We start from the raw sequence: 22,440 nt of genomic DNA, 5'->3' as shown, positions 1-22,440 counted from the left end.
TCCGATCGTCGCGGGCTGGATGCAGTACTACGGCCGGTTCTACCGATCGGCCTTGTATCCACTTCTGATGCGCATCAACGCCTACCTGGTGCGCTGGCTACGCAACAAGTACAGACGGTTTCGCGCGATGAGGAAGGCCATCGCGGCCTTCCAGAGGGCAGCCAAGCGCCGCCCGGGGATGTTCGCGCAGTGGAGATGGACCAGCTCCCCCTCCCTGGCCTGGTGATCAGGACGACAAGAGCCGTATGACGAGAGATCGTCACGTACGGATCTGTGGGAGCCGGAGGGTGTGACTCCCTCCGGCTACCCGACTTTACTTGTGCCTGGAGGAAAGTGACACACCGTGATTGTCAGTCCGGTCTCGGCTGCCAGGGCGGCCAGTTCGCTCTTCCAGACCCGGTAGCGGTAGCCGTTGGAGCCGCCCGCGTCCGAGGTGATCAGCAGCCGTGACGCCTTCGGGTAGTCGAGGCTGCCGCGACAGCGCCACCAGCGGCGGATGGACTCGACCGCGAAGACTGAAGTGTCGTGATCGACACCCACGTTGACCCAGCCGGTGTTGCGGACGATGTCGTAGATTCCGTACGGAATCGCCTGCTGAACATCCGGGCCGCTGAAGAAGAAGTGGTGGTCCTCCACCTCGACCGGCTCGCCCTTGGGCCGCCACTCCCGGCCGGCCATCGGCAGCCGTCCGATCTGCTCCCGCTTCTTCGTGTCCACGCTGATCACCGGCTCGCCGTCGCCCTGGTGCTGTTTCACCTGCTCGTTGATGTAGCGGAACTGGGCATCCCGGTCGGGATGTTGGGAGCCCTCAAGGGTCTTCACATTCGCCTGCAGACTGAAGCCCTCTTGCTTGAGCAGCCGTCCCACTGTCGGCGCGGACACCGGGTGCCCCTGCCGGGTCAGCTCCTCGGCCAGGTTCCGCAGCGACTTCGTCGTCCACCGCAGCGGCGACATCGGATCCCCCCGCTCGTCCGGTTCGACCAGGCTCAACAGGGCTTTTAGCAAGGCAGGATCGTTGGCTTCGGTCCGCTTGCGGCCCCCGCCTGGCGCACGCACCCGGCCGCCCGGCAGCGGCCCGGCCCCTGCTTCCAGCTCCAACACCCCACGACGCACGGTCGTCTCGCTGACCTGCGCAATCCTCGCCACCGCCCGTACGCCGCCATGCCCGATCAGGCGGGCCTCGGTAGCCAAGGCCAGACGCCGCTGCCGCTCGTTCAGATGCGGCAATAACACCGAGAACCTGCAATGAAGTTGGGAACAGATATCCTCCGGAACCGCCATACCCTGACAACGAGCCCACACCTGTAAAGCAGCACCTTGATTCTTTACGGCTTCAATGAAAGCGACAGCGCTGCTAGGCGGCGCCGAGCATGACCTTGCGGACCGCCTTGACCAGCCCGGAGTGGTGGTCGCCGATGACCAGGCGGACCCCGGTCAGGCCGCGTTCGCGCAGTGAGCGCAGGAACTCGCTCCAGAAGACTTCGGTCTCGCTGTCGCCGACCATCAGGCCGAGGACCTCGCGTCCGCCGTCCTCGGTGATGCCGGTGGCGATGACGACGGCCTGGGAGACGATCTGGTGGTTCACCCGGGCCTTGCAGTATGTCGCGTCGAGGTAGATGTAGGGGAAGCGGGTGTGGTCCAGGGGCCGGGTGCGGAACACGATCAGTTCCGCGTCGAGGGCGCCGCAGATTCTGGAGACTTCGCTCTTGGAGATGCCGGTGTCGCCGCCCAGGGCCTTGACCAGGTCGTCCACGCTGCGGGTGGAGATGCCCTGGACGTATGCCTCCATGATGACGGCGTAGAGGGCCTGGTCGATGCGGCGCCGGCGTTCCAGCAGGCTGGGGAAGAAGGCCCCGGTGCGGACCTTGGGGATCGCCAGGTCCAGGTCACCGGCCTGCGTGGTCAGCACCTTTTCCCGGTGCCCGTTGCGCATCGTCGTGCGGGTCTCGGTGTGCTCACCGTGCTCGGCGCCGATGTGGGCGGTGGCCTCGGCCTCGATGAGTTCCTGCAGGATCCGCTGGGCCAGGACCCTGATCAACTCGATTCCGTCCGCCGTACGCAGTGACTCCATCAGGCGGAGTAAGTCATGCTGGGACAAGGCCATCGCGTCACCTCTCACTTCAACGAGCTTCGCTACTCGGAGAGTTGCGCGATGGCCGCCCCATGACCAGGGGCTATGCAGAGATCGCTGTTACACCACCTCGTGGGACACCATCGCGCGCGTCCACTCCCCCGTGCCAGGGGGCGACGTGCGGCATCCAGCCACGCCCGTCCTGGTCGCGCAAGGCATCGACCATCTCATTGATCGGACGTACGTGGGGGGCGTAGCGCCCCTGCTCCTGCTCTATCCGGAACGTCTCGTCACGCATTCGTCTCGCCATACTTCCTCCAACACCGGCTCACACCATCGCGGGGACCCTACCGGGAACGTCTGACACTGCAGACTGCTCGATCGACCCTGCCCACAGATGCCGGAGGACGAGTAGCGAAGGACACGACGGAGGCTGCGGGCAGCTTCTGCTGTCGATGGGAAGTCCTGAGCATCACAGAGAGCTACACGCCACCTGGCGGTAGCTATTACGAGAACTGGGCCGAGGACTGTCAGATGCGCCTGGCACGATGCCTGGCATGAGCCCAACAGCAGAGCTGACGCAGAGGACCCTGACCGCACGCGGCTTCCGCGGCTTCGTGCCGTTCCGTGAACTGCCCGACAGCAATGTCCCCACCGGGCACGGAATCTACGTGGTGATCCGCACGAACACCTCGCCCCCGTCGTTCCTCCCCACCAGCCCTGCCGGACACCTCAAAGGCCGCGACCCATCCGTGACCGCCGACAAGCTCGGCGATGCCTGGGTGGACGGGGCAACGGTCGTGTACATCGGCAAGGCCGCGGGCCAGGACGGACTGAATCAACGGCTTGCCGACTACCGCCGCCACGGCACCGGTCTGCTGGCTGGCCATTGGGGCGGTCGCTACATCTGGCAGCTGGTCGACTCGGACGCACTGCTCGTCGCCTGGCGGCCGATGACCGAGGACGACGCGGGTGAGGCCGAGCAAGACCTGATCGACGAGTTCAAAGAACTCCACGGAGGAGCTCTGCCCTTCGCCAACCTCAGGAACAACGCCCGAAGGGCTCCAGGGATGGACACCAACATCGACTAGGCCGTGGAACCGCGCTGGGCCAGAGGAACGAGTAGGCGGCGAGGCCGACGATGTCACCGGCTTCGTCCTCGACCAGGAGCGCGGACGCCAGGGGTGGGGAGCCGAAGAGGGCCTCCTCCACTTGGGCCCGGCGTTCCTCGAACGGCTGGATCTCCGTCGAGCTTGGTGGCGTCGTGGCCACATCAGCGACGGCGTCAACCGGCCGCTCGGGTCAGCAACACTTCTATGCGGGAGCGGATGGACGTGGCCCGGGGGTCGGTATAGGGGGTCAGGTGGGTCAGGGCCTCGATCCAGTGGCCACGGGCAGTCTCGGGGTCCTCCGGGTGAACGACTGCGGCCAGGTGGTCGAGTTCCAGGGCGAGTTGCCAGGTGTCCCCTAGGTCGCGGTGAACGGCCGCGGCCTGGCGGTGGAAGGTGGTGGCCTCGCTGTGGCGGTCCATCACGGCATAGGTCTGGCCCGTGCCGCGCCAGGCCAGGGCTTCGCGGCTGCGGTCGCCGAGGCGTCGGTGGAGCATGGCGGAGCGCTGGTAGGAGGTCAGGGCGTCGCCGTGTTGGGCGGCGGTGCGCTGGATGTCGCCGAGGGTGAGGAGCCAGAAGCCTTCCCGGGTGTGGTCGCGGAGGGCGAGCGCGATGTCGAGCGCCTCGTCGATGGATCGCCGGGCGGCATCCGTGTCGCCCTCTTCGAGTCGCAGGGCGGCTGCGATCCGAAGGAGGTTGCCTTCACCGCCACGATTGGCCAGGGCCCGATGCGCAGCAAGCGCCTCGTCGATGACCGAGGCGGCCTCGGGCAGGCGGCCGGCGCTCAGGCGAGTGCTGGCGATGTTGGACAGTGCGGTGGCGGTTCGTTGACCGTTTCCCAGGTCTCGGAAGACGAACATGGCCTGCCCGAAATGCGCGTCCGCCAAGTCGAGTTCGCGCTGTCGTAGATGGATCAGGCCCATGAGGTTGAGGGCCTGGGCCTCGTCGAACCGGCTCTGCGAGCTGCGAGCCGACGTGACGGCTCGCTCCAGAGCGTCCAGGCCCTCGGAGAAGTTGTTCAGAGCCCTGTGCGCGATGCCCGTGTTGATGAGCAGCCGTGTCTGCGCTCTCTGGTCCTCTCGTCTTGTCGCTGCCTCCAGTCCGATTCGGCCCAGTTCCAGCCAGTCCCGCTCCGACGAGGAGGCGGGACGTGCGAACCACAGGATGGTGGCCAGCTGCCAAGCCGTCTCGTCCATTCCGTTTCGGGCGGCGTCGCGCACGACGGGGAGGAAGTTGCCCTGTTCCCGTTCGGACCAGTCGACGGCGGCGTTGTAGTCGGTGAAGACGAGGGGCGTGACTTCCGGCATGGGTCCAGGCAGTGGCAGGTGGTCCTCTGCCGGATACAGCCACGTCTGGGCGGCGTCGGCGGTGTGGAGGTACCAGCTCAGGACACGTCGTCGCGCAGCTTGCCTTTCGTCGGACGACTCCTCCGCCTGCGCAAGGTCGGTGGCGTACGCGCGCAGAAGATCATGGAATTGGAACCGGTCCGGAGCAGTCTGCTCCAGCAGGTGGGCCCCGACCAGATCGTCGAGTAGCTGGCGCGTTCGGCTAAGTGTGACTTCGCCGAGAGCGGCGGCAGCGGGGAGGCTGAACGCCGCTCCAGGGTGCAGGCCAAGGAGACGGAAGAGGCGGGCCGAGTGCGTGGACAGAGCGCGGTAGGACCAGGTGAAGACCGAACGGATGGCTTCGGCCTCGTCATCGATGCCGGTGCTGAGGGCGTCCCAGAGGGCGGACTCGTCACGCAGATCGCTGATGAGATCGTCGAGTCGCATGTGCGGGTGGCTGGCGGCCCGTTCGGCGGCGATCCGCAGGGCAAGCGGCAGACGGGCGCACAGGTGCGCCAGTTCTGCGAGTTTGTCGCCGTCGTCCTCGGGTCGATAGCCCCTCGTGACCGCGCGCAGCAGAGCGACCGCCTCCGGCTCCGGAAGCGTGCCAAGGGTGATCCTCTGGGCGCCGTCACGCACCGAGAGACCCGCCAGGCGGCTGCGGCTGGTGACCACAACGAGGCTGTCTCCTGCGCCGGGGAGCAGCGGCCGGACCTGGCTGACCGTGGCCGCGTTGTCCAGGAGGATCAGGACCCGGCGGTCGGCGATCAGTGAGCGGTACATCGCTGCTGCGTCGTCGACGTCCTGAGGAACCTCGGCCGGGGACACGCCCAGGGCCCGCAGGAAGCGCTGAAGTGCCTGCGCGGCTGTGACTGGTTCTCCGGGATCGTACCCGCGGAGGTTGACGAAGAGCTGGCCGTCGGGGAACTGGTCCTTGACCTGGTGCGCCCAGTGCAGGACCAGCGAGGTTTTGCCCGCGCCCGCCGTGCCGGCCACCACGTGAACGGAGACGACGACGCGCCCGCCGTTTCGGTCGGCAAGCACCGCGTTCAGCTGTCCCAGTTCGTCGGAGCGGTTGACGAAGGTGTTCACGTCTGCTGGGAGCTGGCGTGGGACGGGCCCCGATTGCCCCGAGGCGGCGACGTGGTGGAAGTGGATGTCACCAGTGACGCTCCCGGCCTGTACGACGTCGCGAGACGACCCGGAGAGGTCGTTCTGCGAGTCTCCGGGTCGCCTGTTGTCCTCTGTAGGCACGTCGATCGATGCGCCCTGGTCAGGCCGCGGGCGGCGGAGGCAGGTCGGCTACGGCACGGTCGAAGTATGCCTGGACGTCCTCCGCAGCCGCGTACAGTTCCCGCAGATGCTCCGCCCAGTTCCTCACGGTGCTGGGATCGGTGAAGCGAATCGCCCCGTCCGGTTGACCGGCAGCGGTGTACAGCACACGGTAGAGAACCCGACTGTCCAGAAGGTTCAACTCCGGCAGCAGCGCATCGCCCTCCGCGGCGGCGAGCGCGGAAGCAGGCAGGACGCGAACGGAATGCCCGCATTCCGCGCTCAGTCGCAGCCAGTGCAGCTCCCACTGCACATACGGCGTCAGCGGCTCCTCAACCACACGAATACGATGAAAGACCGCCCCGCGCGACACTTCGTCCCTGGCCTTTCGAACCAAGGCGTCGCGGTCGGCCTCGAACAGCCGCAACACTGCTGGCCAGTCCCCCTGACGCAGCGCCTCCCGGCTGTCGTCGTTCGTCTCCTCGAAGTGCTGCAACCGCTCCAGTTTCCAGGACTCCCCGTCGCGGATCGCGGCGCGCCGCTCCCGGAAGTCCCGCTTGTAGTCCTCGCGTGTGAGCCGCTCACCCAGCTCGTCCGGGAGCCCAGGAGCGAGGAGATCAAGCATCGGGAATGTCCGCCTTCGCCGCACTCAGCATGTTGCCCGGGATGACGACCAACCGCTCGTCCGGCCCCAGGTTCACCTCGTCCGGCAGGCACGACCGGTAGTGCGCGGTGAGATCGCGGCCGATCACGGCAACGTCACCGTTGCTCAGCTGCCAGATGTCCGGGCACTCGTCGTCGTCCTTGGAGTTGCCCAGCTCCGCCGCCGACTTACCGAGGCGCTTGACGAATAACGCAGACGGATCGGCTTCCCACGCGCGGGCCACGACTGCCTCCAGTATCCACGACATCACTGACAGTGTCCTCAACGATACCGGGCACACCTGGATGCGTACATCAGGAAAACCGCCAGTCCACGCAGCACTCCCCCAGCGGACGCGCCGACGTCCTGAGCTACCACTCAATACCGCACCACGGGTGATCCGCGTCATACAGATGATGGGACGCAACCCCCTGCGTCGACGGCATCCGAACCGGGGCCGTTCGGGACGTCGCAAGGGTCAGCCGAAGCCTTCAACTCTCCCGCGCGGGAGGAGCTGCAGGACTGTTGAAGGTGATGCCGGAGAAGTCCCGACCCTGGATCACCGGACCATACTGGGTACCGCCACTGACCGTGTTGGTCACCGAGCCCTCAGCCAACGCTGGAATCCGGCCACGCCACGAGTCCAGCGCGGCGGCGAACTCCGGGTCAACGGCCGCCCGCGCGGCGAGGGCACCACTCAACGCTTCTGCCCGTGCCGGTTCGCCTGGCGCCTCGCTCAGCGCCACCAACTCGGCCTCCCCGGGCGCCGGGGCTCCCGCCTGCCTGCCGAACGGTCTCCGCACCAATTCACTCAGCGTCGCCCATGCCTGCCGCCCCAGCTCGCCCCCGGCCCCGCCTGCCAGCGCCGCCAACACTCCCACCGATACCGGATCCAAGGCGTCTCCTCGACTACACGTTCCCGGTCTCATTTCGACTGACCCACGGTAGAGGCGCAACCATCCTCACCGCAGCCCGAATCTCTGAACCTTTCCAGACGCCGCTCAAATGAGCCGAGTCAGACCACCCGACGCTGTCCGGGGCAGCAGACGACTGCACCGAGCCCGAGACGATGCCGCGCAGGCCCTGCGCACGGCCGGCAGTCCAGCCGGTGACATAGCCGAGCAAACCGCTAGTAGGCGGCAAGGCCGTGACGCTCGCTTCGGTCATCGTCCTGGTTGCCATCCCCCTGCTGGCGCCCCAGCCCCAGCAGCTTCAGCAGGTCGGCCGTCACCACTCGGTAGGCGTTCCCGAGCCGCAGAACCCTGACCGGGTATTCCCCTTGCTTGGCGAGTCCGTAACCGGTGGATCGGCCGATCATCAACGCCCGGTTCGAGGTGTCGAGGTCGATCACGGCAGGAAGGGCAAGCAGTTCGTCGCCCGTCAGCCCTCGCGCCTCACGGACCAAGCCAGATGCCGTCATGATGCCCTCCAGGTTAATTTCTAGGTGCCGTGGTGACGCCAAAGATGTATCACGTAGTTGCAGCGGCGCTTTGTTGCTGCGTAAAGTGTCACCATGACCCCTGATCAATGGCCGACAGCGTTCACCGGTCGGATCGCCCAGCGCTTGCGGGACGCGCGCAAGGCCGCCGGCCTCACCATGGCCGAAGTCGCCCAGGGCTGCGCCGACCGCGGCTTGCCGGAGTTCACCGAGCACTCCATGAAGAACCTGGAATCCGGGCGTAAGACGAGCATCACCGTCGCGGACTTCGTCGTCCTGGCCGACGTGCTCGGCGTCCCACCAGTGGCCCTCCTCTTCCCCCTCGGTTCCTCGGCCACGGTCGAGGTCCTCCCGGGCAGGGAAGTGTCCACCTGGGACGCCGTCGCGTGGTTCACCGGCGAGACCCCCCTGAACGAGCCCGCCCCAGAAGGCACCGCCCGCGAAGTCCTCGACGTCTTCCGCCACCACGGAGACCTGGTGGCCGCCGCAACGTCCTCCCACGCCCTGGCCAGGGACCGGCGACGAGCGGCGAGCACCACCCTGGACCGGACCCGCAGAGCCACCCTCCTGCAGCGCGCCGAGGGCTACGAGGAGCACGCCTTCGAGGACTGCCAGGAACTGCGCGCGTTCCGAGGCCGGATGCGCGAGCGCGACCTCACGCCTCCGGCCCTTCCCGACGAGCTGGCCTTCGTCGACCAACCGGAAACACCGACCCACCCAGAGGACAGCGAGTGAAGACCGGCAACCTCATACGGCGGTGCCGCTGCATCGACCCGAAGACCAAGAAGGAGTACGGCGCCTCCTGCCCCAGGCTCAAGTCCTCCCGACGACACGGCACCTGGATCGCCTCCCAGGAACTCGACCCCGCACAGGACGGCCGCCGCAGGCGGTTTCGTCGCAGCGGCTTCGAGACCTCCGCCAAGGCCCAGGAGGAGCTGGACAAGGTCCGTGCCCTCATGGGCATTCCCGAGGAGGACGACGCCTGGGGCAAAACCCAGATCAGCGACCTCCTGGAGAACTGCGTCAAGGACAAGGACCCCGTCCCGGACTACGACGAGACCCGCCGCCGGTTCAAGACCGGGCAGACCCTCAACTCGAAGACCACCGTGGCGGAATGGCTCGACACCTGGCTCACTGGCCGCAAACGCCTGCGGCGCGGCGGGGCCACCCGCTACGAGCTGGATATCCGGGTCCACCTCAAGCCGCACCTGGGCCACCTTCGGCTCGACAAGCTGCGCGTCCACCACGTCGACGCGATGTTCAACGCGATCAACGAGCGCAACATCGAGATCCAGGAGCAGAACACCCAGCGCCGCTCGGTTCGCGACGAACTCAACGCGACCCCGTGGAAGGGCGCGGAGAACCGGGCGCGACGCAAGTGGCTGCAGGCACAGCTCGACGCCATGCCGCCCTTCCGCCGGATCACCGGCCTCAATACCCAGCCGCATATCCGCGACACCCTGCGCGCCGCGCTGAACGTCGCCATCGCCCAGCAGGTCATGCCCGCTTTCAATCCCGCCGCCCACGTCGAGCTGCTGCCCGGCGCCAAACCGAAGGCCACCATCTGGAGCGACGAGCGCATCGCCCGCTGGCAGGAGACCGGCGAGAAGCCCTCACCGGTCATGGTCTGGACCCCCGAACAGACCGCCAGGTTCCTCGACTCGGTCGCCGACGACCGCCTGTACCTGTTCTGGCGGCTCATCGCCTTCCGGGGTACCCGGCGCGGCGAGGCATGCGGCGTCCGCTGGCAGGACCACTCGGCGAAAGCCCGCTCCCTGGCCATCGCCACCCAACTCGTCCAGGACAACTGGGAGGTCCACGAAGGCGCGCCCAAGACCGACAGCGGCGTCCGTCTCATCGCCCTCGACGACGAGACGCACCAGCTCCTGCTCGCCCACAAAGCCCGTCAGGAGCAGGAACGGGAAGTCTGGGGCGAGGGCTGGCAGGAGTCCGGCCGGATCTTCACCCAGGAGGACGGCTCCCTGCTCCACCCCGGCAAGGTCAGCGACCTCTTCGAGCGCCTCGTGGACGCCGCCGGCCTGCCGCCGATCCGCCTTCACGATCTTCGCCACGTCGCCGCCACGCTCATGCTCGCGGCCGGGGTCGACGTCAAGGTCGTCTCCGAGACCCTCGGCCACTCCGACACGCGCATCACCCGCGACACCTACCAGTCCGTCCTGGACGACCTTGCCCGCGACGCCGCCGAGAAAGTCACCCAGCTCGTCCCGCACACCCGCAAGACCCTCTCCGTCGTCAAGGACCAAGAACCGGTTACCGGCACCCGCAGGCCCCGGATGATCCCGCCCCGCAAGGGCAGCCCAGCAGAAGACGAACGCACCGCCTGACCACCACCAGGCAGCAAGGAGCCCCGGCCAGCAGGAATCTGGCCGGGGCTCCAGCATGTGTGGCATCACTTATGCGAATTGGCGGCCTCATCACCATCGCACAGCGTGACAGCGCAGGTCGCGCCCCTGCGGCCGGCCCGCCGCGCGGCGGCCCATCGCGGCCCGGGACAACGCACGTTGCGCCCCCGCCGGATGACCACACCCGGTCTTCGGCAAGCACCACGACCACCAGCCGCTCGGTCAGTCCAGCCCGCCTTGCAGGAACGCCCGGCTCACCGATCAGCTCCTGCTCGTTCCAGCCACGGCGGAGGCGGGCCGCTTCTGGTCCGCAGCAGCCAGGCCGCTCAGGCTGCTGCGGACCGGCACCGAAGAAACCCTCGCCCAGGCGCTTTGTAGGAACCCGACAGCATCTCAGCCCGCTCCACATGCACCCCGGCCACCGCCGCTGCACGCCCGCTGCACAAATGGCCACCACTCGGCCACCGGAGGCCCCTGAATGCTGCCCCGCGAGGGGGCCAAGGACAGCCCAGAGGCCGCAGAAAAGGAAAAACCCCAGGTCACGGCGAGTGAGTCCCAGGGTTTTCCGGAGCCGCCTTCGGGATTCGAACCCGAGACCTACGCATTACGAGTGCGTTGCTCTGGCCAACTGAGCTAAGGCGGCACGCCCTGTCGCACTATGGTGCGAGCAGCAGCGTCGCTAAGTTTACACAGTTTCGGAGGGTGCTCCGCACCACCCGCCGCCGGAGCCGAATGCGCAGGTCAGGTGGGTGGAGGGAGCCGCAGGAGGTCAGGAGCACTTCGTGCCGTCGGCCGGCGGGGTGCCGTCCAGGAGGTACGTGTTGATCGCCGTGTCGATGCAGCGGCTGCCGCGGCCGTACGCGGTGTGACCGTCGCCCTCGTACGTGAGGAGCCTGCCCGAGGAGAGCTGGGCGGCGAGGGACTGGGCCCACTTGTACGGGGTCGCCGGGTCACGGGTGGTGCCGACCACGACGATCGGGGACGCGCCCTTCGCCGTGATGCGGTGCGCGGTGCCGGTGGGCGCGGCGGGCCAGTGGGCGCAGTTCAGGGCAGCCCAGGCGAAGGCCTTGCCGAAGACCGGGGAGGCCTTCTCGAAGCTGGGGAGGGCCTGCTCGACGGCGTCCGGGCCGGTGAAGGCCGGGGGCGCGTCCAGGCAGTTCACCGCGGCGTTGGCGAACATCAGGTTCGCGTACGTGCCGTTCGGCTTGCGCTCGTAGTAGCTGTCGGACAGGGCCAGCAGGCCGGACCCGTCGCCCGCCCGGACGCCGGCCAGGGCGCTACGGAGCTGGGGCCAGGTCCCCTCGTCGTACATGGCGGCGATGACACCGGTGGTGGCGAGGGACTCGCCGAGCTTACGGGAGCCGCCGGCGGGGACGGGCTTGGCGTCGAGGTCGGTGAAGAGCTGCTTCAGCCGGGTCGCGGCGTCCGCGGTGGAGGTGGTGCCGAGCGGGCAGCCCGACCTCTTCACGCAGTCCGCGGCGAAGGCCTGGAACGCGACCTCGAAGCCCGCCGTCTGGTCGCGGTTCATCTCCAGCGACGGAAGCGACGGGTCCATCGCACCGTCGAGGACGAGACGGCCGGTCCTGCCGGGGAAGAGTTCGGCGTACGTCGCACCGAGGAAGGTGCCGTACGACGCCCCGAGGTACGTCAGCTTCTCGTCGCCGAGCAGGGCCCGCAGGATGTCCATGTCGCGGGCCGTCTCGACGGTGGAGACATGCGGGAGGATCGCGCCGGAGCGCTGCTCACAGCCGTCTGCGAACCTGTCGAAGGCGGTGCCCAGCTCCGCGACCTCGGCACGGTCGTCGGGGGTCTGGTCGACCTGGGTGTACGCGTCCATCTGCGGGCCGGTGAGGCATTCGACGGGCTCGCTGCGGGCGACGCCGCGCGGGTCGATGGCGACCATGTCGTAGCGGGCGCGGACCGGGGCGGGGTAGCCGAGGGCCGCGTAGTTCTGGAGATAGCCGATGGCCGAGCCGCCGGGGCCGCCCGGGTTCACCAGCAGGGAGCCGATCCGCTTGCCCGGACCGGTGGCCTTCTTCCGGGAGACGGCCAGCTTGATGTCGCCGCCGTCCGGCTTCCGGTAGTCGCGCGGCGCCTTCATCGTGGCGCACTGGAAACCGGAGACGCCGCAGTCCCGCCAGTTCAGATGCTGCGCGTAGTACGGCTGGAGCGCCGCGGGTGCGGCGGACGTCGGGCCCGACGGGCTCATCGTCGAACTGCCTTTGCTGCAGCCGGAGACGAGTAGGCCGGTCGTGCCGAGCACAGTGGCGAAGGTACGGAGCAGACGCCTGGTATCCATGCCCGGAGCGTAACCCTCAAGGGGCGACTGGCCCGTTTCGTTACCCATTCGGATGAATCGGCGGTGCGCGACGAGGACCGCCGACGGATCAGCCGGCGCGCAGAGCCATCGTCATCGCCTCCACTGCGAGCAGCGGCGCCACATTGCGGTCCAGCGCCCGGCGGCAGGCGAGCACCGCCTCTATCCGGCGCAGCGTGCGCTCGGGCGTCGAGGACCCGGCGATGCGGTCGAGTGCGTCCCGTACATCGACATTGGCGAGGGCGATCTGCGAGCCCAGCTGCAGCGCCAGTACGTCGCGGTAGAAGCCGGTCAGATCGGTGAGGGCGAGGTCGAGGCTGTCGCGCTGGGTACGGGTCTTGCGGCGCTTCTGCTTGTCCTCCAGCTCTTTCATCACCCCTGCCGTGCCGCGCGGCATCCGGCCTCCGGCAGCCGCGCCGAGTGCGGCCTTCATGTCCTCCGTCTCCTTGACGTCCACCTCCTCGGAAACCTGCTTCGCGTCCTCCGTGGCGGTGTCGATCAGCTCCTGGGCGGCCTTGAGACAACCACCGATGTCCTCCACCCGGAGCGGAAGCTTGAGCACGGCAGCGCGGCGCGCACGGGCCTTCTCGTCGGTGGCCAGGCGGCGGGCCCGGCCGATGTGCCCCTGAGTGGTGCGAGCGGCTGCCGCGGCCCGCTCCGGTTCGATTCCGTCACGCCGGATCAGCACATCGGCAACGGCGTCGACGGGGGGCGTGCGCAGGGTGAGGTGGCGGCAGCGGGACCGGATGGTGGGCAGCACATCTTCGAGCGAGGGTGCGCAGAGCAGCCACACCGTGCGGGGCGCGGGCTCCTCGACCGCCTTCAGGAGCACGTTTCCCGCGCCCTCGGTGAGGCGGTCGGCGTCCTCCAGGATGATCACCTGCCAGCGGCCCACGGCCGGGGACAGCTGGGCGCGGCGGACCAGCTCACGAGTCTCCTTCACGCCGATGGAGAGCAGGTCCGTACGGACCACCTCGACGTCGGCATGCGTCCCGATGAGGCTGGTGTGGCAGCCGTCGCAGAAACCGCACCCCGGTGCGCCGCCCAGCGCGCGGTCGGGGCTGGTGCACTGGAGGGCGGCGGCGAAGGCGCGGGCAGCGGTGGACAGCCCGGAGCCCGGCGGTCCGGTGAACAGCCAGGCGTGGGTCATCTTCGACCCCGTCGGCACCTGATCCCCCGCGGAATTGGCGGTGACCAGCGCATCGGCGTCCCGGGCGGCGGCACCGAGCTGCTCCTGCACCCGGTCCTGGCCGACCAGGTCGTCCCATACGGTCATCGGTCACCGCCCTTCCGGTGGTGGTCTACGGCTCCGGCTTCCCATTGTGGGGGAAGGGTCTGACATTCCCGGCGATCCGGTCCGCCCCTCACACCCCCCGGGCCACCCGCCGCGGCCGCTGTCAGCGGCGCGGGCGGCGGCCCCGTCCGGAAGTGCCACGGCCCTCGTCGTCCCGGTCGTGGTCGCCGAGCAGCTCGTCGGCCAGGGTCGGCAGATCGCCCAGCGGAGTCTCCTCGGCCCATTCCGGGCGACGGCGGCGGCCCCGGCCCGGACGCCGGTCCTCGGCTGCCTCCGGGACGGCGTGCGGATCGCTGATCTGCGGCAGCTCCCGGGTGCGCTCGTTCTCGCCCTCCGGTACGGCGTCCGCCGGGCGCTCGTCACGGAAGATGCCCCGCGGAACGCGGTCCGTCGGCTGCTCGTCACGTACGTCCCGTACCGGCGGGAGTACCGCCGTCTCGTCCGCGGAGCCCGTGACGTCCCGTACCGCAGGCCGCTCGGACGGTTCGGTGATCCTCGGGATCATCGCGGTCTCGGCCTGGTCCGAAGGCGTGTCGACCGGTGACGGCACCGGCTGCGTCACCTCGTTCGGGCTGACGACCGGCGTCGGCACCGTCAGCTCGTTGTCCGGGACGGAAGCGGACGCAGCCGCCTCCGCGCGGGCGGCCTCCGCCGCCGCGGCCGCCTCGGCCTCGGCCTGCCGCCGGGCAGCCTCGGCCCGCAGCAGCGCCTCCTCCGCCTTGCGCTGCTTCTCCAGCCGCCGCGCCTCGGCCTCCTTACGCAGCCGGGCCTCGTCCTGGGCCTGCCTGCGCAGCCGCTCCTGCTCGGCCTCGCGCGCCTGCTCCTCGGCCTCGCGCCGGACCCGCTCCTCCTCGGCGACCCGACGGGCTTCCTCGGCCTGCCGGCGGGCCTCCTCCGCCTGCCGCTCGGCCTCGCGCTGCCGCGCCTCCTCCAGCTCGCGGCGCTTGCGCTCCTCCTCCTCGGCGCGGAGCTTGGCGAGCTGCTCCTGGCGCTCGCGCTCCAGCCGCTCCTCCTCCGCCTTGCGCGCCGCCTCTTCCTCGGCCTTGCGCCTGGCCTCTTCCTCGGCTGCCTTGCGCGCCTCCTCCTGGGCCTTGATCTCGGCCTCGGAGAGCGGCAGGAGCTGGTCGAGCCGGTGGCGTACGACGGTGGTGATCGATTCCGGTTCCTGGCCGGCGTCCACCACCAGGTAGCGGGACGGGTCCGCGGCGGCCAGCGTGAGGAAGCCGGACCGTACCCGGGCGTGGAACTCGGGCGGCTCGGACTCCAGCCGGTCGGGCGCCTCGGTGAACCGTTCCCGTGCGGTCTCCGGGTCGACGTCGAGCAGCACCGTCAGATGCGGTACGAGTCCGCTCGTCGCCCACCGCGAGATCCGGGCGATCTCGGTCGGGGAGAGGTCGCGGCCCGCGCCCTGGTAGGCGACGGACGAGTCGATGTAGCGGTCGGAGATGACGATCGCGCCGCGCTCCAGGGCCGGACGGACCACCGAGTCGATGTGCTCGGCGCGGTCGGCGGCGTAAAGCAGCGCCTCGGCCCGGTTCGAGAGCCCGGCCGACGACACGTCGAGCAGGATCGAGCGCAGCCGCTTGCCGACCGGCGTGGCGCCGGGCTCGCGGGTGACGACGACCTCGTGGCCCTTGGCCCGGATCCACTTGGCGAGCGCCTCGACCTGGGTGGACTTGCCGGCCCCGTCGCCGCCCTCCAGGGCGAGGAAGAAACCGGTGGCGGCGGGGGCGACAGCCGGCTCGCCGCCGCGCAGGGCCTCGCGCAGGTCACGGCGGAGCGGCACTCCGGAACGGTCGTCCGTCTTCGCGAGGACGATCGCGGCGACCGGCAGCAGCAGGGCGCCGATGAGCATGAGGGCGAACGCTGCGCCGCCGTGCGCGAAGACGAAGTCGCCGGCCGTCAGCCGGTGGGTGCCGATCGCTGCGGCCAACAGCGGTCCCGCGACCGCGCCGAGCGCGATCAGGACCCGGACGACTGCCTGGAGGTGCTCGGTCGTCCTGGCCCGGCGGGACTCCTCGGTCTCCTGGTCGACGAGCGTGTGGCCGGTGTTGGCCGCGACACCCGCCGCGTAACCGGCGAGGACCGCGAGCAACACCACGGTCGCCGTGTCCGGCACCAGACCCATCGCGAGGAGCGCGACCCCGGTGACGGCGGTGGCGAAGGCGAGCATCCGGCGCCGCGACAGGGTGGGCAGCGCCTTCTCCGCGGTACGGATACCGGCGCCTGTGGCGCCCGTCAGAGCCAGGATCAGCAGGGCGAACGTGGCCGGTCCGCCTCCGAGGTCGTAGGCGTGCAGTGCGGCGACGGCGGCTGCGGCTGCGATCGCTCCGGCGACGGCCGCGCACGCGCCGACGAGCAGCGGGACGGCGCCGGTGCGGCCCTTGTCCGGGCCGCTGCCGGTGGACGGCCGTCGCAGACCCTCCAGGGGCGAGCGCGGGCGGGGCGTCGGAGAACCGGGGAGTTCGAGGAAGTAGAGGATCGAGATCGAGGCGGAGAACAGCCCGGCCGCGACGTACGAACCGAGAGCCGCCTGGTGGAAGGAGAACCACTCCACCCCCGAGGACAGCAATTTGCCGATCAGCGTGGCGACCAGCAGAACGGCCGCGGCGGCGGGGACGGCGGCGAAGTCCGTACGGAGGGAGAGCCTGCGCAGGGCGTCGAGGTGGTCGGGCAGCGGGCGTACCGCGGCGCCCTCGGGGGGCGGGGAGGGCAGCAGCGCGGGGGCGGCGCTCTCCTTCGCGACCGTCCACAGCCGTTCGCCGGCGCCGATGACGAAGACGGTGATGAGGATCATCATGAGCGCCCTGTCGGGCATCCAGTCGATCCACAGCGGCGCGACGACGAGCAGCGCGAGCCGCAGGCCGTCCGCCCCGATCATCAGCCACCGCCGGTCCAGCGGTCCACCGGGCGCGGTGAGCGTCGTCAGCGGCCCCAGGAGTACGGCTCCGAAGAGGAGCGTGGCAAGGATTCGGGCACCGAACACGGCGGAGACGGCAAAGGCCGCCCCGCGGTATCCGGATCCGAATGAGCCCTCAAGGACCGCCGCTTGCAGCGACAGCAACACCAGCACGAGAAGGGCGAGTGCATCGCCGATACTCCCGACGAGCTGGGCGCTCCACAACCGCTTCAGCGGGGGAACACGCAACAGGGCTCGTACGGCGCGCTCGCGTGAGTCTGCGGCAAGTGTGTCGGAGGTGGGGCTCACGACCGTTGGCTGCTCGGCTCGCGTCATCCGCCCAGCCTATCCGGAGCGGTACGGTCGGCGACGGCCCCATCCGAACATATGGGCGTCCGAGCGGCGTGCGGAGGTGCTCCCCCGCACGCCGGAGGGGCTGGAATGTCCAGCCCCTCGGGTGTTCGGGAACGCGCTGACCGCCTGTGCGGTCAGTCCTCCACGGACGACGCGGACGCCTTCTTCGCGGCCGCGGTCGTCGTCTTCGCGGCCGTCGTCTTCTTGGCGGCCGTCGTCTTCTTCGCCGCGGTCGTCTTCGCAGCCGTCGTCTTCGCAGCCGTCGTCTTCTTGGCCGTCGTCGCCTTCTTCGCGGGCGCCTTCTTCGCCGGGGCCTTCTTCGCCGTCTTCTTCTTGGCGGGTCCCTTGGCGCGCTTCTCCGCGAGGAGCTCGTAGCCGCGCTCCGGCGTGATGTCCTCGACACTGTCGCCGGTCCGCAGCGTCGCGTTCGTCTCGCCGTCGGTGACGTACGCGCCGAAGCGCCCGTCCTTGACGACGACCGGAGCACCGCTCACCGGGTCCGTGCCCAGTTCCTTCAGCGGCGGCTTGGCGGCGGCGCGCCCGCGCTGCTTGGGCTGGGCGTAGATCGCGAGAGCCTCTTCGATCGTGATGTCGAAGAGCTGGTCCTCGGACGTCAGCGAACGCGAGTCCGTGCCCTTCTTCAGGTACGGGCCGTAGCGCCCGTTCTGCGCGGTGATCTCGACGCCCTCGGCGTCCTCGCCGACCACCCTCGGCAGCGACATCAGCCTGAGCGCGTCCGCCAGCGTCACGGTGTCCAGCGACATCGACTTGAAGAGCGACGCGGTCCGCGGCTTCACCGCGTTCTTGCCGGTCTTCGGCGTGCCCTCGGGCAGCACCTCGGTGACGTACGGACCGTACCGGCCGTCCTTCGCGATGATCTGGTTGCCGGTGACCGGGTCCGCACCGAGCTCGTAGTCACCGCTCGGCTTGGCCAGCAGCTCCTCCGCGTACTCGACCGACAGCTCGTCGGGCGCCAGGTCCTCCGGCACGTCCGCGCGCTGGTGGCCCTCGGCGTCCTTCTCACCGCGCTCGATGTACGGGCCGTACCGCCCGACGCGGAGCTTGATGTCGTTGCCGACGGGGAAGGAGGAGATCTCCCGGGCGTCGATCGCGCCCAGGTCGGTGACGAGCTCCTTGAGACCGCCGAGGTGGTCGCCGTCGCCGTTGCCCGCGGCGGAGGCGGCGCCACTGATGGCGTCGTCGCCCTCGCCGAAGTAGAAACGCCTCAGCCACGGCACGGACTGGGCCTCGCCCCGCGCGATGCGGTCGAGGTCGTCCTCCATCCGCGCGGTGAAGTCGTAGTCGACGAGCCGGCCGAAGTGCTTCTCCAGCAGGTTGACCACGGCGAAGGAGAGGAAGGACGGGACGAGCGCCGTGCCCTTCTTGAAGACGTAGCCACGGTCCAGGATCGTGCCGATGATCGAGGCGTACGTCGACGGGCGGCCGATCTCGCGCTCTTCCAGCTCCTTGACCAGCGAAGCCTCGGTGTAACGGGCCGGCGGCTTGGTCGCGTGGCCGTCGACCGAGATCTCGTCGGCGGACAGCGCGTCGCCCTCGGCGACCTGCGGCAGCCGGCGCTCGCGGTCGTCGAGCTCGGCGTTCGGGTCGTCGGCGCCTTCGACGTACGCCTTCATGAAGCCGTGGAAGGTGATCGTCTTGCCGGACGCGGAGAACTCGGCGTCGCGTCCGTCGCCCGCCCGGCCGCCGATCTTCACGGTGACCGAGTTACCGACCGCGTCCTTCATCTGGGAGGCGACGGTCCGCTTCCAGATCAGCTCGTAGAGCCGGAACTGGTCGCCGGTCAGACCGGTCTCGGCGGGTGTGCGGAAGCGGTCGCCGGAGGGGCGGATCGCCTCGTGCGCCTCCTGCGCGTTCTTGACCTTCCCGGCATACGTACGCGGCTTGTCCGGCAGGTAGTCGGCGCCGTACAACTGCGTGACCTGTGCCCTCGCCGCGGAAACCGCGGTGTCGGAGAGCGTCGTGGAGTCGGTACGCATGTAGGTGATGAAGCCGTTCTCGTACAGCTTCTGTGCGACCTGCATGGTGGCCTTCGCCCCGAAGCCCAGCTTCCGGCTCGCCTCCTGCTGGAGGGTCGTCGTACGGAACGGGGCGTACGGGGAACGGCGGTACGGCTTCGACTCGACGGACCGCACGGCGAACGCGGAGTCGGCGAGCGCGGCGGCCAGGGCCCGGGCGTTCGTCTCGTCCAGGTGCAGCACCTGGCCGGAGCCGGATTTCAGCTGTCCGTCCGGACCGAAGTCGCGGCCCTGGGCGATCCGGCGGCCGTCGACCGCGCTGAGGCGGGCGGTCAGCGTCGACGGGTCGGAGGCGTCACCGGTACGGCCGGTGGCAAAGGCGCCGGTCAGGTCCCAGTACTCGGCGGAACGGAAGGCGATGCGCTCGCGCTCCCGCTCGACGACGAGTCGGGTGGCGACGGACTGGACCCGGCCTGCCGAGAGCCGCGGCATGACCTTTTTCCACAGGACCGGCGAGACCTCGTAGCCGTAGAGGCGGTCGAGGATACGGCGGGTCTCCTGGGCGTCGACCATGCGCTGGTTCAGCTCGCGCGGGTTGGCGACGGCGGCCTGGATCGCGTCCTTGGTGATCTCGTGGAAGACCATCCGGTGGACCGGGACCTTGGGCTTCAGCACTTCCTGCAGGTGCCACGCGATGGCTTCGCCCTCGCGGTCCTCATCGGTGGCGAGGAAGAGTTCGTCGGACTCGGCCAGCAGCTGCTTGAGCTTCCTGACCTGCGCCCTCTTGTCCGCGTTGACGACATAGATGGGCTGGAAGTCATGCTCGACGTCGACGCCGAGCCGACGGACCTCGCCGGTGTACTCGTCGGGGACCTCTGCGGCGCCGTTCGGCAGGTCGCGGATGTGCCCGACGCTCGCCTCGACGACGTATCCGGGGCCGAGGTAGCCCTTGATCGTCTTCGCCTTGGCAGGCGACTCGACGATGACGAGTCGGCGGCCGCCCTGTGCGGTCTCGCTGGTCGGGGACAACTTCGCTCTTCTCTCCGGTCGACACTCAGTGGGCATCCGGGCAGCGCGATGACGCTGCCGACGGTGCTGTCGCTGCGGAGTGTGACGGTACAACCCGCCCCCGTGTCAAACGGCAAAAGCCCGCAACGGCCACTCGAACGGTAACCCGACTTCCGCCATTCCTGCCGCCCGGAGTGCCCGATACGCGGCGCGCGCGGTCGCTGCCTGCGAGTTTCGCGGCGCCGTGGCGGTGCTGCGGCCGCCGGAGGAGAGTGGCGGGAAAGCCGGGCGTGTTCACGTCCCGGGCCGGGTGATCACACGGCCGAGACGCGGGTGGCGAGGCGGCAGCCGTGGATCAGATACGGGTGAAGCACCCCGCACCGAGGACGAGGAAAAGTACGCCGAACAGAGTGGCGAGTGTGGCGGAGACAACGGGGCGCACCCCGTACGCCACCGGCGCGCGGTGTGCGACGCGCGCCCCCGTCCAGACCAGCAGCGCGGTCCCGAACAGCGCGAACGTCGTTCCGGCGAATACCGCAGGTCCGCTCTCCATGCCCGTACGCCTCTCCGTGACCGCCCGGCCCGGGGCCGATGCCCGTGTCGAGTCAGGGGGAGGCTGTCACTCGGGGGCGACACCGGTGCGAACCCCGGGTGAACTCCAGTGCCGCGGTCCACGGGGCGCGCTCCGCCCGGGCCGCGCTCGTGGGCCGGATCACATCAGGTCGAGGGTCGCGCGACGCCGGCTGCCACGTTCGAACACCGCCAGCAGGGCCACGGCGAGCACCGCGTATCCGGCCCCTGTCGCCAGCTCGGCGCCGAGCCGTCCCCGGTCGAGGCCACCACCTGCGGACAGCTCCCTGGCGGCCTCGGCGGCATGGGTCAGCGGAAGGACGTCCCCGACGGCCCGCATCCACTCCGGCAAGGTCTCGCGCGGCACATTCGCCCCGGTCAGCAGCAGGAGTACGGAAGCGGCCACATTGGACACCAGGAACACATCGCGGAAACGCAGACCCAGCGCGCCGAGGGCGAGGCCGAAGACGGAGCACCCGGCCGAGGCGGCGAGCAGCACTGCGGCAAGACCGGGCAGCGCCCCAACCGGAATCCGCAGACCCAGCAGGAGAGTGGCGGCGGTGAGCGTGAAGACACTGATGAGCAGGCCGTTCAGTACGTACGGCAGGGCGCGCCCGAACCAGAGCGGAGCCCGGCGCCGAGGGCTCAGCAGCACCGCGCCGAGCGTGCCGTAGCGACGCTCGTTGGCGACGGCCATGGTGCCGCCGTAGACACAGGCGGTGGAGGCGGCGACAACGGCGTTGCCCAGCAGGTAGAAGCGGTCGTCGGCGACCCCCAGCTGCCGTCCGAGGAAGACGAAGAACAGCAGTTGCAGCAGCGGGCCGACCAGCAGGGTGCCGATGAACATGGGCGGCGTTGTCCAGTTGAAGAGTGCCCGGTAGGAGATGGCGCCGCCGACCACGACGAGTCGCAGCGTACGGACGATCCTCCGGGTGAGGGCGCGGAAGAGGGAGAGGAAGGACATGCGGGAACTCCAGGACGTCGGGGCTGTGGGGCCGTCCGGCTTCAGGCGAGGGAGAGCGTCGCCGCGGCCCGTGCCCGGCGTTCGACCCGCCCCAGGACCAGCACGGCGATCAGCGCGTACAACAGGCCGAGGGCGAGGGCCACGGCCATCGGGGCCAGCACCTCACCGGCGGACGGGCCGCCGGAGGTCGCCGCGTGCACGGCCCGCGAACCCCAGGTGGTGGGCAGCGCCCAGGAGACCGGACGCGTCCAGTCCGGCAGCACGGTGATGGGCACGAGCATCCCGGACAGCAGCCACACGGGCGCGTCCAGCGGGTTGGCGAGGGCGTTGGCGTTGCGCAGCAGCACGAACGTGGCGGCGAGGAGCAGACCCATCATCCCGAGCGACAGGACGCACACCGGTACGGCCACCAGGAACAGCAAAGGGTGGGCGAAATCGAGGGGCACATCGAAGAGCACGGCGCCCCAGATCACGGTCGCACCCATGGCGTACGTGCCGATGACGGCCGTCGCGAGCGTGATCGGCAGAAGGACGACGGGGAGCGGCGTGGGCGAGCTGACCAGCGTCTCCAGGGTGCCGAGCCAGCGCTGGTTCTGTACGGCTCCGCCCGATCCGAAGAGCACCGAGGACCAGATGCCCATCAGCCCCGCTCCGACGGCAGCCGTGAGCAGCCGGTCGGGGTCGTCCGCGGCACGGAAGAGGTAGACGGCAAGGGTCGCGTAGACGAGGGGAACGAGGACGGCGAAGGTGATTTCGAGCGGTGAGCGGCTCATGTACGAGACATGGGTACGTACACCGACGACGGTCAGGCGCAGAACCCGCGGCACGGTCATCATC

16 protein-coding genes, 1 tRNA gene and 2 pseudogenes are annotated in these 22,440 nt (G+C 69.5%); 4 read left to right on the top strand and 15 right to left on the bottom strand.

Annotated features, from left to right (window positions below; all coding sequences use genetic code 11):
- Positions 1–226: group II intron maturase-specific domain-containing protein (locus ACGFSA_RS02225; protein ID WP_393298327.1), on the top strand; the 226-nt coding region annotated here is incomplete at its 5' end.
- Between the two features lie 86 nt (positions 227–312).
- Here ACGFSA_RS02225 and ACGFSA_RS02220 read toward each other — a convergent pair.
- A pseudogene (locus ACGFSA_RS02220) lies at positions 313–1,281 on the bottom strand (ISAzo13 family transposase); the annotation flags it as partial.
- 76 nt (positions 1,282–1,357) lie between these two features.
- Positions 1,358–2,104, bottom strand: a pseudogene (locus ACGFSA_RS02215) (IS256 family transposase); the annotation flags it as partial.
- Positions 2,105–2,628: 524 nt separating this feature from the next.
- Here ACGFSA_RS02215 and ACGFSA_RS02210 point away from each other — a divergent pair.
- The gene (locus ACGFSA_RS02210; RefSeq protein ID WP_393298324.1) at positions 2,629–3,162 is read left to right on the top strand and encodes a hypothetical protein; all 534 of its coding nucleotides are present in this window, start codon (positions 2,629–2,631) and stop codon (positions 3,160–3,162) included.
- Positions 3,163–3,356: 194 nt separating this feature from the next.
- On the opposite strand, the gene ACGFSA_RS02205 is transcribed toward ACGFSA_RS02210, so the two are convergent.
- From ACGFSA_RS02205 to ACGFSA_RS02185, 5 genes are all read right to left on the bottom strand, one after another.
- Positions 3,357–5,597, bottom strand: a complete 2,241-nt coding sequence (locus ACGFSA_RS02205; RefSeq protein ID WP_393298321.1) for an ATP-binding protein — start codon at positions 5,595–5,597, stop codon at positions 3,357–3,359.
- A gap of 181 nt (positions 5,598–5,778) precedes the next feature.
- On the bottom strand, positions 5,779–6,402 hold the full coding sequence (locus tag ACGFSA_RS02200) for a DUF6879 family protein (protein WP_393298318.1): 624 nt from the start codon (positions 6,400–6,402) through the stop codon (positions 5,779–5,781).
- Positions 6,395–6,664 (bottom strand): hypothetical protein, encoded by a 270-nt coding sequence (locus tag ACGFSA_RS02195; protein ID WP_362078628.1) that lies wholly within the window; start codon positions 6,662–6,664, stop codon positions 6,395–6,397. The genes ACGFSA_RS02200 and ACGFSA_RS02195 overlap by 8 nt, the downstream gene beginning before the upstream one ends.
- 247 nt (positions 6,665–6,911) lie before the next feature.
- Positions 6,912–7,316, bottom strand: a complete 405-nt coding sequence (locus ACGFSA_RS02190) for a hypothetical protein (RefSeq protein WP_393298315.1) — start codon at positions 7,314–7,316, stop codon at positions 6,912–6,914.
- A 233-nt stretch (positions 7,317–7,549) separates the two neighbouring features.
- Positions 7,550–7,840, bottom strand: coding sequence for a hypothetical protein (locus tag ACGFSA_RS02185; RefSeq protein WP_393298312.1), 291 nt, complete (start codon positions 7,838–7,840; stop codon positions 7,550–7,552).
- 93 nt (positions 7,841–7,933) lie between these two features.
- Between ACGFSA_RS02185 and ACGFSA_RS02180 the strand changes: the two genes are divergently transcribed.
- Both ACGFSA_RS02180 and ACGFSA_RS02175 read left to right on the top strand, forming a co-directional pair.
- Positions 7,934–8,593 (top strand): helix-turn-helix domain-containing protein, encoded by a 660-nt coding sequence (locus ACGFSA_RS02180; RefSeq protein ID WP_393298309.1) that lies wholly within the window; start codon positions 7,934–7,936, stop codon positions 8,591–8,593.
- Positions 8,590–10,203 (top strand): tyrosine-type recombinase/integrase, encoded by a 1,614-nt coding sequence (locus tag ACGFSA_RS02175; RefSeq protein ID WP_393298306.1) that lies wholly within the window; start codon positions 8,590–8,592, stop codon positions 10,201–10,203. The genes ACGFSA_RS02180 and ACGFSA_RS02175 overlap by 4 nt, the downstream gene beginning before the upstream one ends.
- Before the next feature lie 587 nt (positions 10,204–10,790).
- Here ACGFSA_RS02175 and ACGFSA_RS02170 read toward each other — a convergent pair.
- The 8 genes from ACGFSA_RS02170 to ACGFSA_RS02135 all read right to left on the bottom strand — a co-directional run bounded on the left by ACGFSA_RS02170 (position 10,791) and on the right by ACGFSA_RS02135 (position 22,436).
- Positions 10,791–10,864, bottom strand: a tRNA-Thr gene (locus ACGFSA_RS02170).
- Positions 10,865–10,990: 126 nt separating this feature from the next.
- Positions 10,991–12,520: an alpha/beta hydrolase gene (locus ACGFSA_RS02165; protein ID WP_393298303.1), complete on the bottom strand. Its 1,530-nt coding sequence runs from the start codon at positions 12,518–12,520 to the stop codon at positions 10,991–10,993.
- A gap of 88 nt (positions 12,521–12,608) precedes the next feature.
- On the bottom strand, positions 12,609–13,814 hold the full coding sequence (locus ACGFSA_RS02160; protein WP_393298300.1) for a DNA polymerase III subunit delta': 1,206 nt from the start codon (positions 13,812–13,814) through the stop codon (positions 12,609–12,611).
- A gap of 121 nt (positions 13,815–13,935) precedes the next feature.
- Positions 13,936–17,067, bottom strand: coding sequence for a dTMP kinase (tmk, locus tag ACGFSA_RS02155; RefSeq protein ID WP_393298297.1), 3,132 nt, complete (start codon positions 17,065–17,067; stop codon positions 13,936–13,938).
- Positions 17,068–17,219: 152 nt separating this feature from the next.
- Entirely contained in the window at positions 17,220–20,090 is a 2,871-nt protein-coding gene (topA, locus tag ACGFSA_RS02150) for a type I DNA topoisomerase (RefSeq protein WP_393298294.1), read from the bottom strand.
- A 334-nt stretch (positions 20,091–20,424) separates the two neighbouring features.
- Complete coding sequence (locus ACGFSA_RS02145) at positions 20,425–20,622, bottom strand: hypothetical protein (RefSeq protein ID WP_393298291.1); 198 nt, start codon at positions 20,620–20,622, stop codon at positions 20,425–20,427.
- 159 nt (positions 20,623–20,781) lie between these two features.
- Positions 20,782–21,603 carry an ABC transporter permease gene (locus ACGFSA_RS02140; RefSeq protein ID WP_393298288.1) on the bottom strand — a complete coding sequence of 274 codons (822 nt, stop codon included), beginning with the start codon at positions 21,601–21,603 and terminating at the stop codon, positions 20,782–20,784.
- A gap of 41 nt (positions 21,604–21,644) precedes the next feature.
- A complete protein-coding gene (locus ACGFSA_RS02135; protein WP_393298408.1) occupies positions 21,645–22,436 on the bottom strand; it encodes an ABC transporter permease in 792 nt (263 codons plus the stop codon).
- Positions 22,437–22,440: the final 4 nt, after the last annotated feature.

This window comes from Streptomyces sp. NPDC048496, from assembly GCF_043200055.1.
In the GTDB taxonomy this organism is placed as follows: Bacteria; Actinomycetota; Actinomycetes; order Streptomycetales; family Streptomycetaceae; genus Streptomyces.
This window is presented reverse-complemented; position numbering and strand designations above follow the sequence as displayed.

Excerpts from the sequence above, each read along its gene's own strand:
- ACGFSA_RS02210 (WP_393298324.1), top strand. The coding sequence starts at position 2,629 with ATGAGCCCAACAGCAGAGCTGACGCAGAGGACCCTGACCGCACGCGGC.
- ACGFSA_RS02200 (WP_393298318.1), bottom strand. The coding sequence starts at position 6,402 with ATGCTTGATCTCCTCGCTCCTGGGCTCCCGGACGAGCTGGGTGAGCGG.
- ACGFSA_RS02185 (WP_393298312.1), bottom strand. The coding sequence starts at position 7,840 with ATGACGGCATCTGGCTTGGTCCGTGAGGCGCGAGGGCTGACGGGCGAC.
- ACGFSA_RS02180 (WP_393298309.1), top strand. The coding sequence starts at position 7,934 with ATGACCCCTGATCAATGGCCGACAGCGTTCACCGGTCGGATCGCCCAG.
- ACGFSA_RS02165 (WP_393298303.1), bottom strand. The coding sequence starts at position 12,520 with ATGGATACCAGGCGTCTGCTCCGTACCTTCGCCACTGTGCTCGGCACG.
- ACGFSA_RS02160 (WP_393298300.1), bottom strand. The coding sequence starts at position 13,814 with ATGACCGTATGGGACGACCTGGTCGGCCAGGACCGGGTGCAGGAGCAG.
- tmk (WP_393298297.1), bottom strand. The coding sequence starts at position 17,067 with ATGACGCGAGCCGAGCAGCCAACGGTCGTGAGCCCCACCTCCGACACA.
- ACGFSA_RS02145 (WP_393298291.1), bottom strand. The coding sequence starts at position 20,622 with ATGGAGAGCGGACCTGCGGTATTCGCCGGAACGACGTTCGCGCTGTTC.
- ACGFSA_RS02140 (WP_393298288.1), bottom strand. The coding sequence starts at position 21,603 with ATGTCCTTCCTCTCCCTCTTCCGCGCCCTCACCCGGAGGATCGTCCGT.
- ACGFSA_RS02135 (WP_393298408.1), bottom strand. The coding sequence starts at position 22,436 with ATGACCGTGCCGCGGGTTCTGCGCCTGACCGTCGTCGGTGTACGTACC.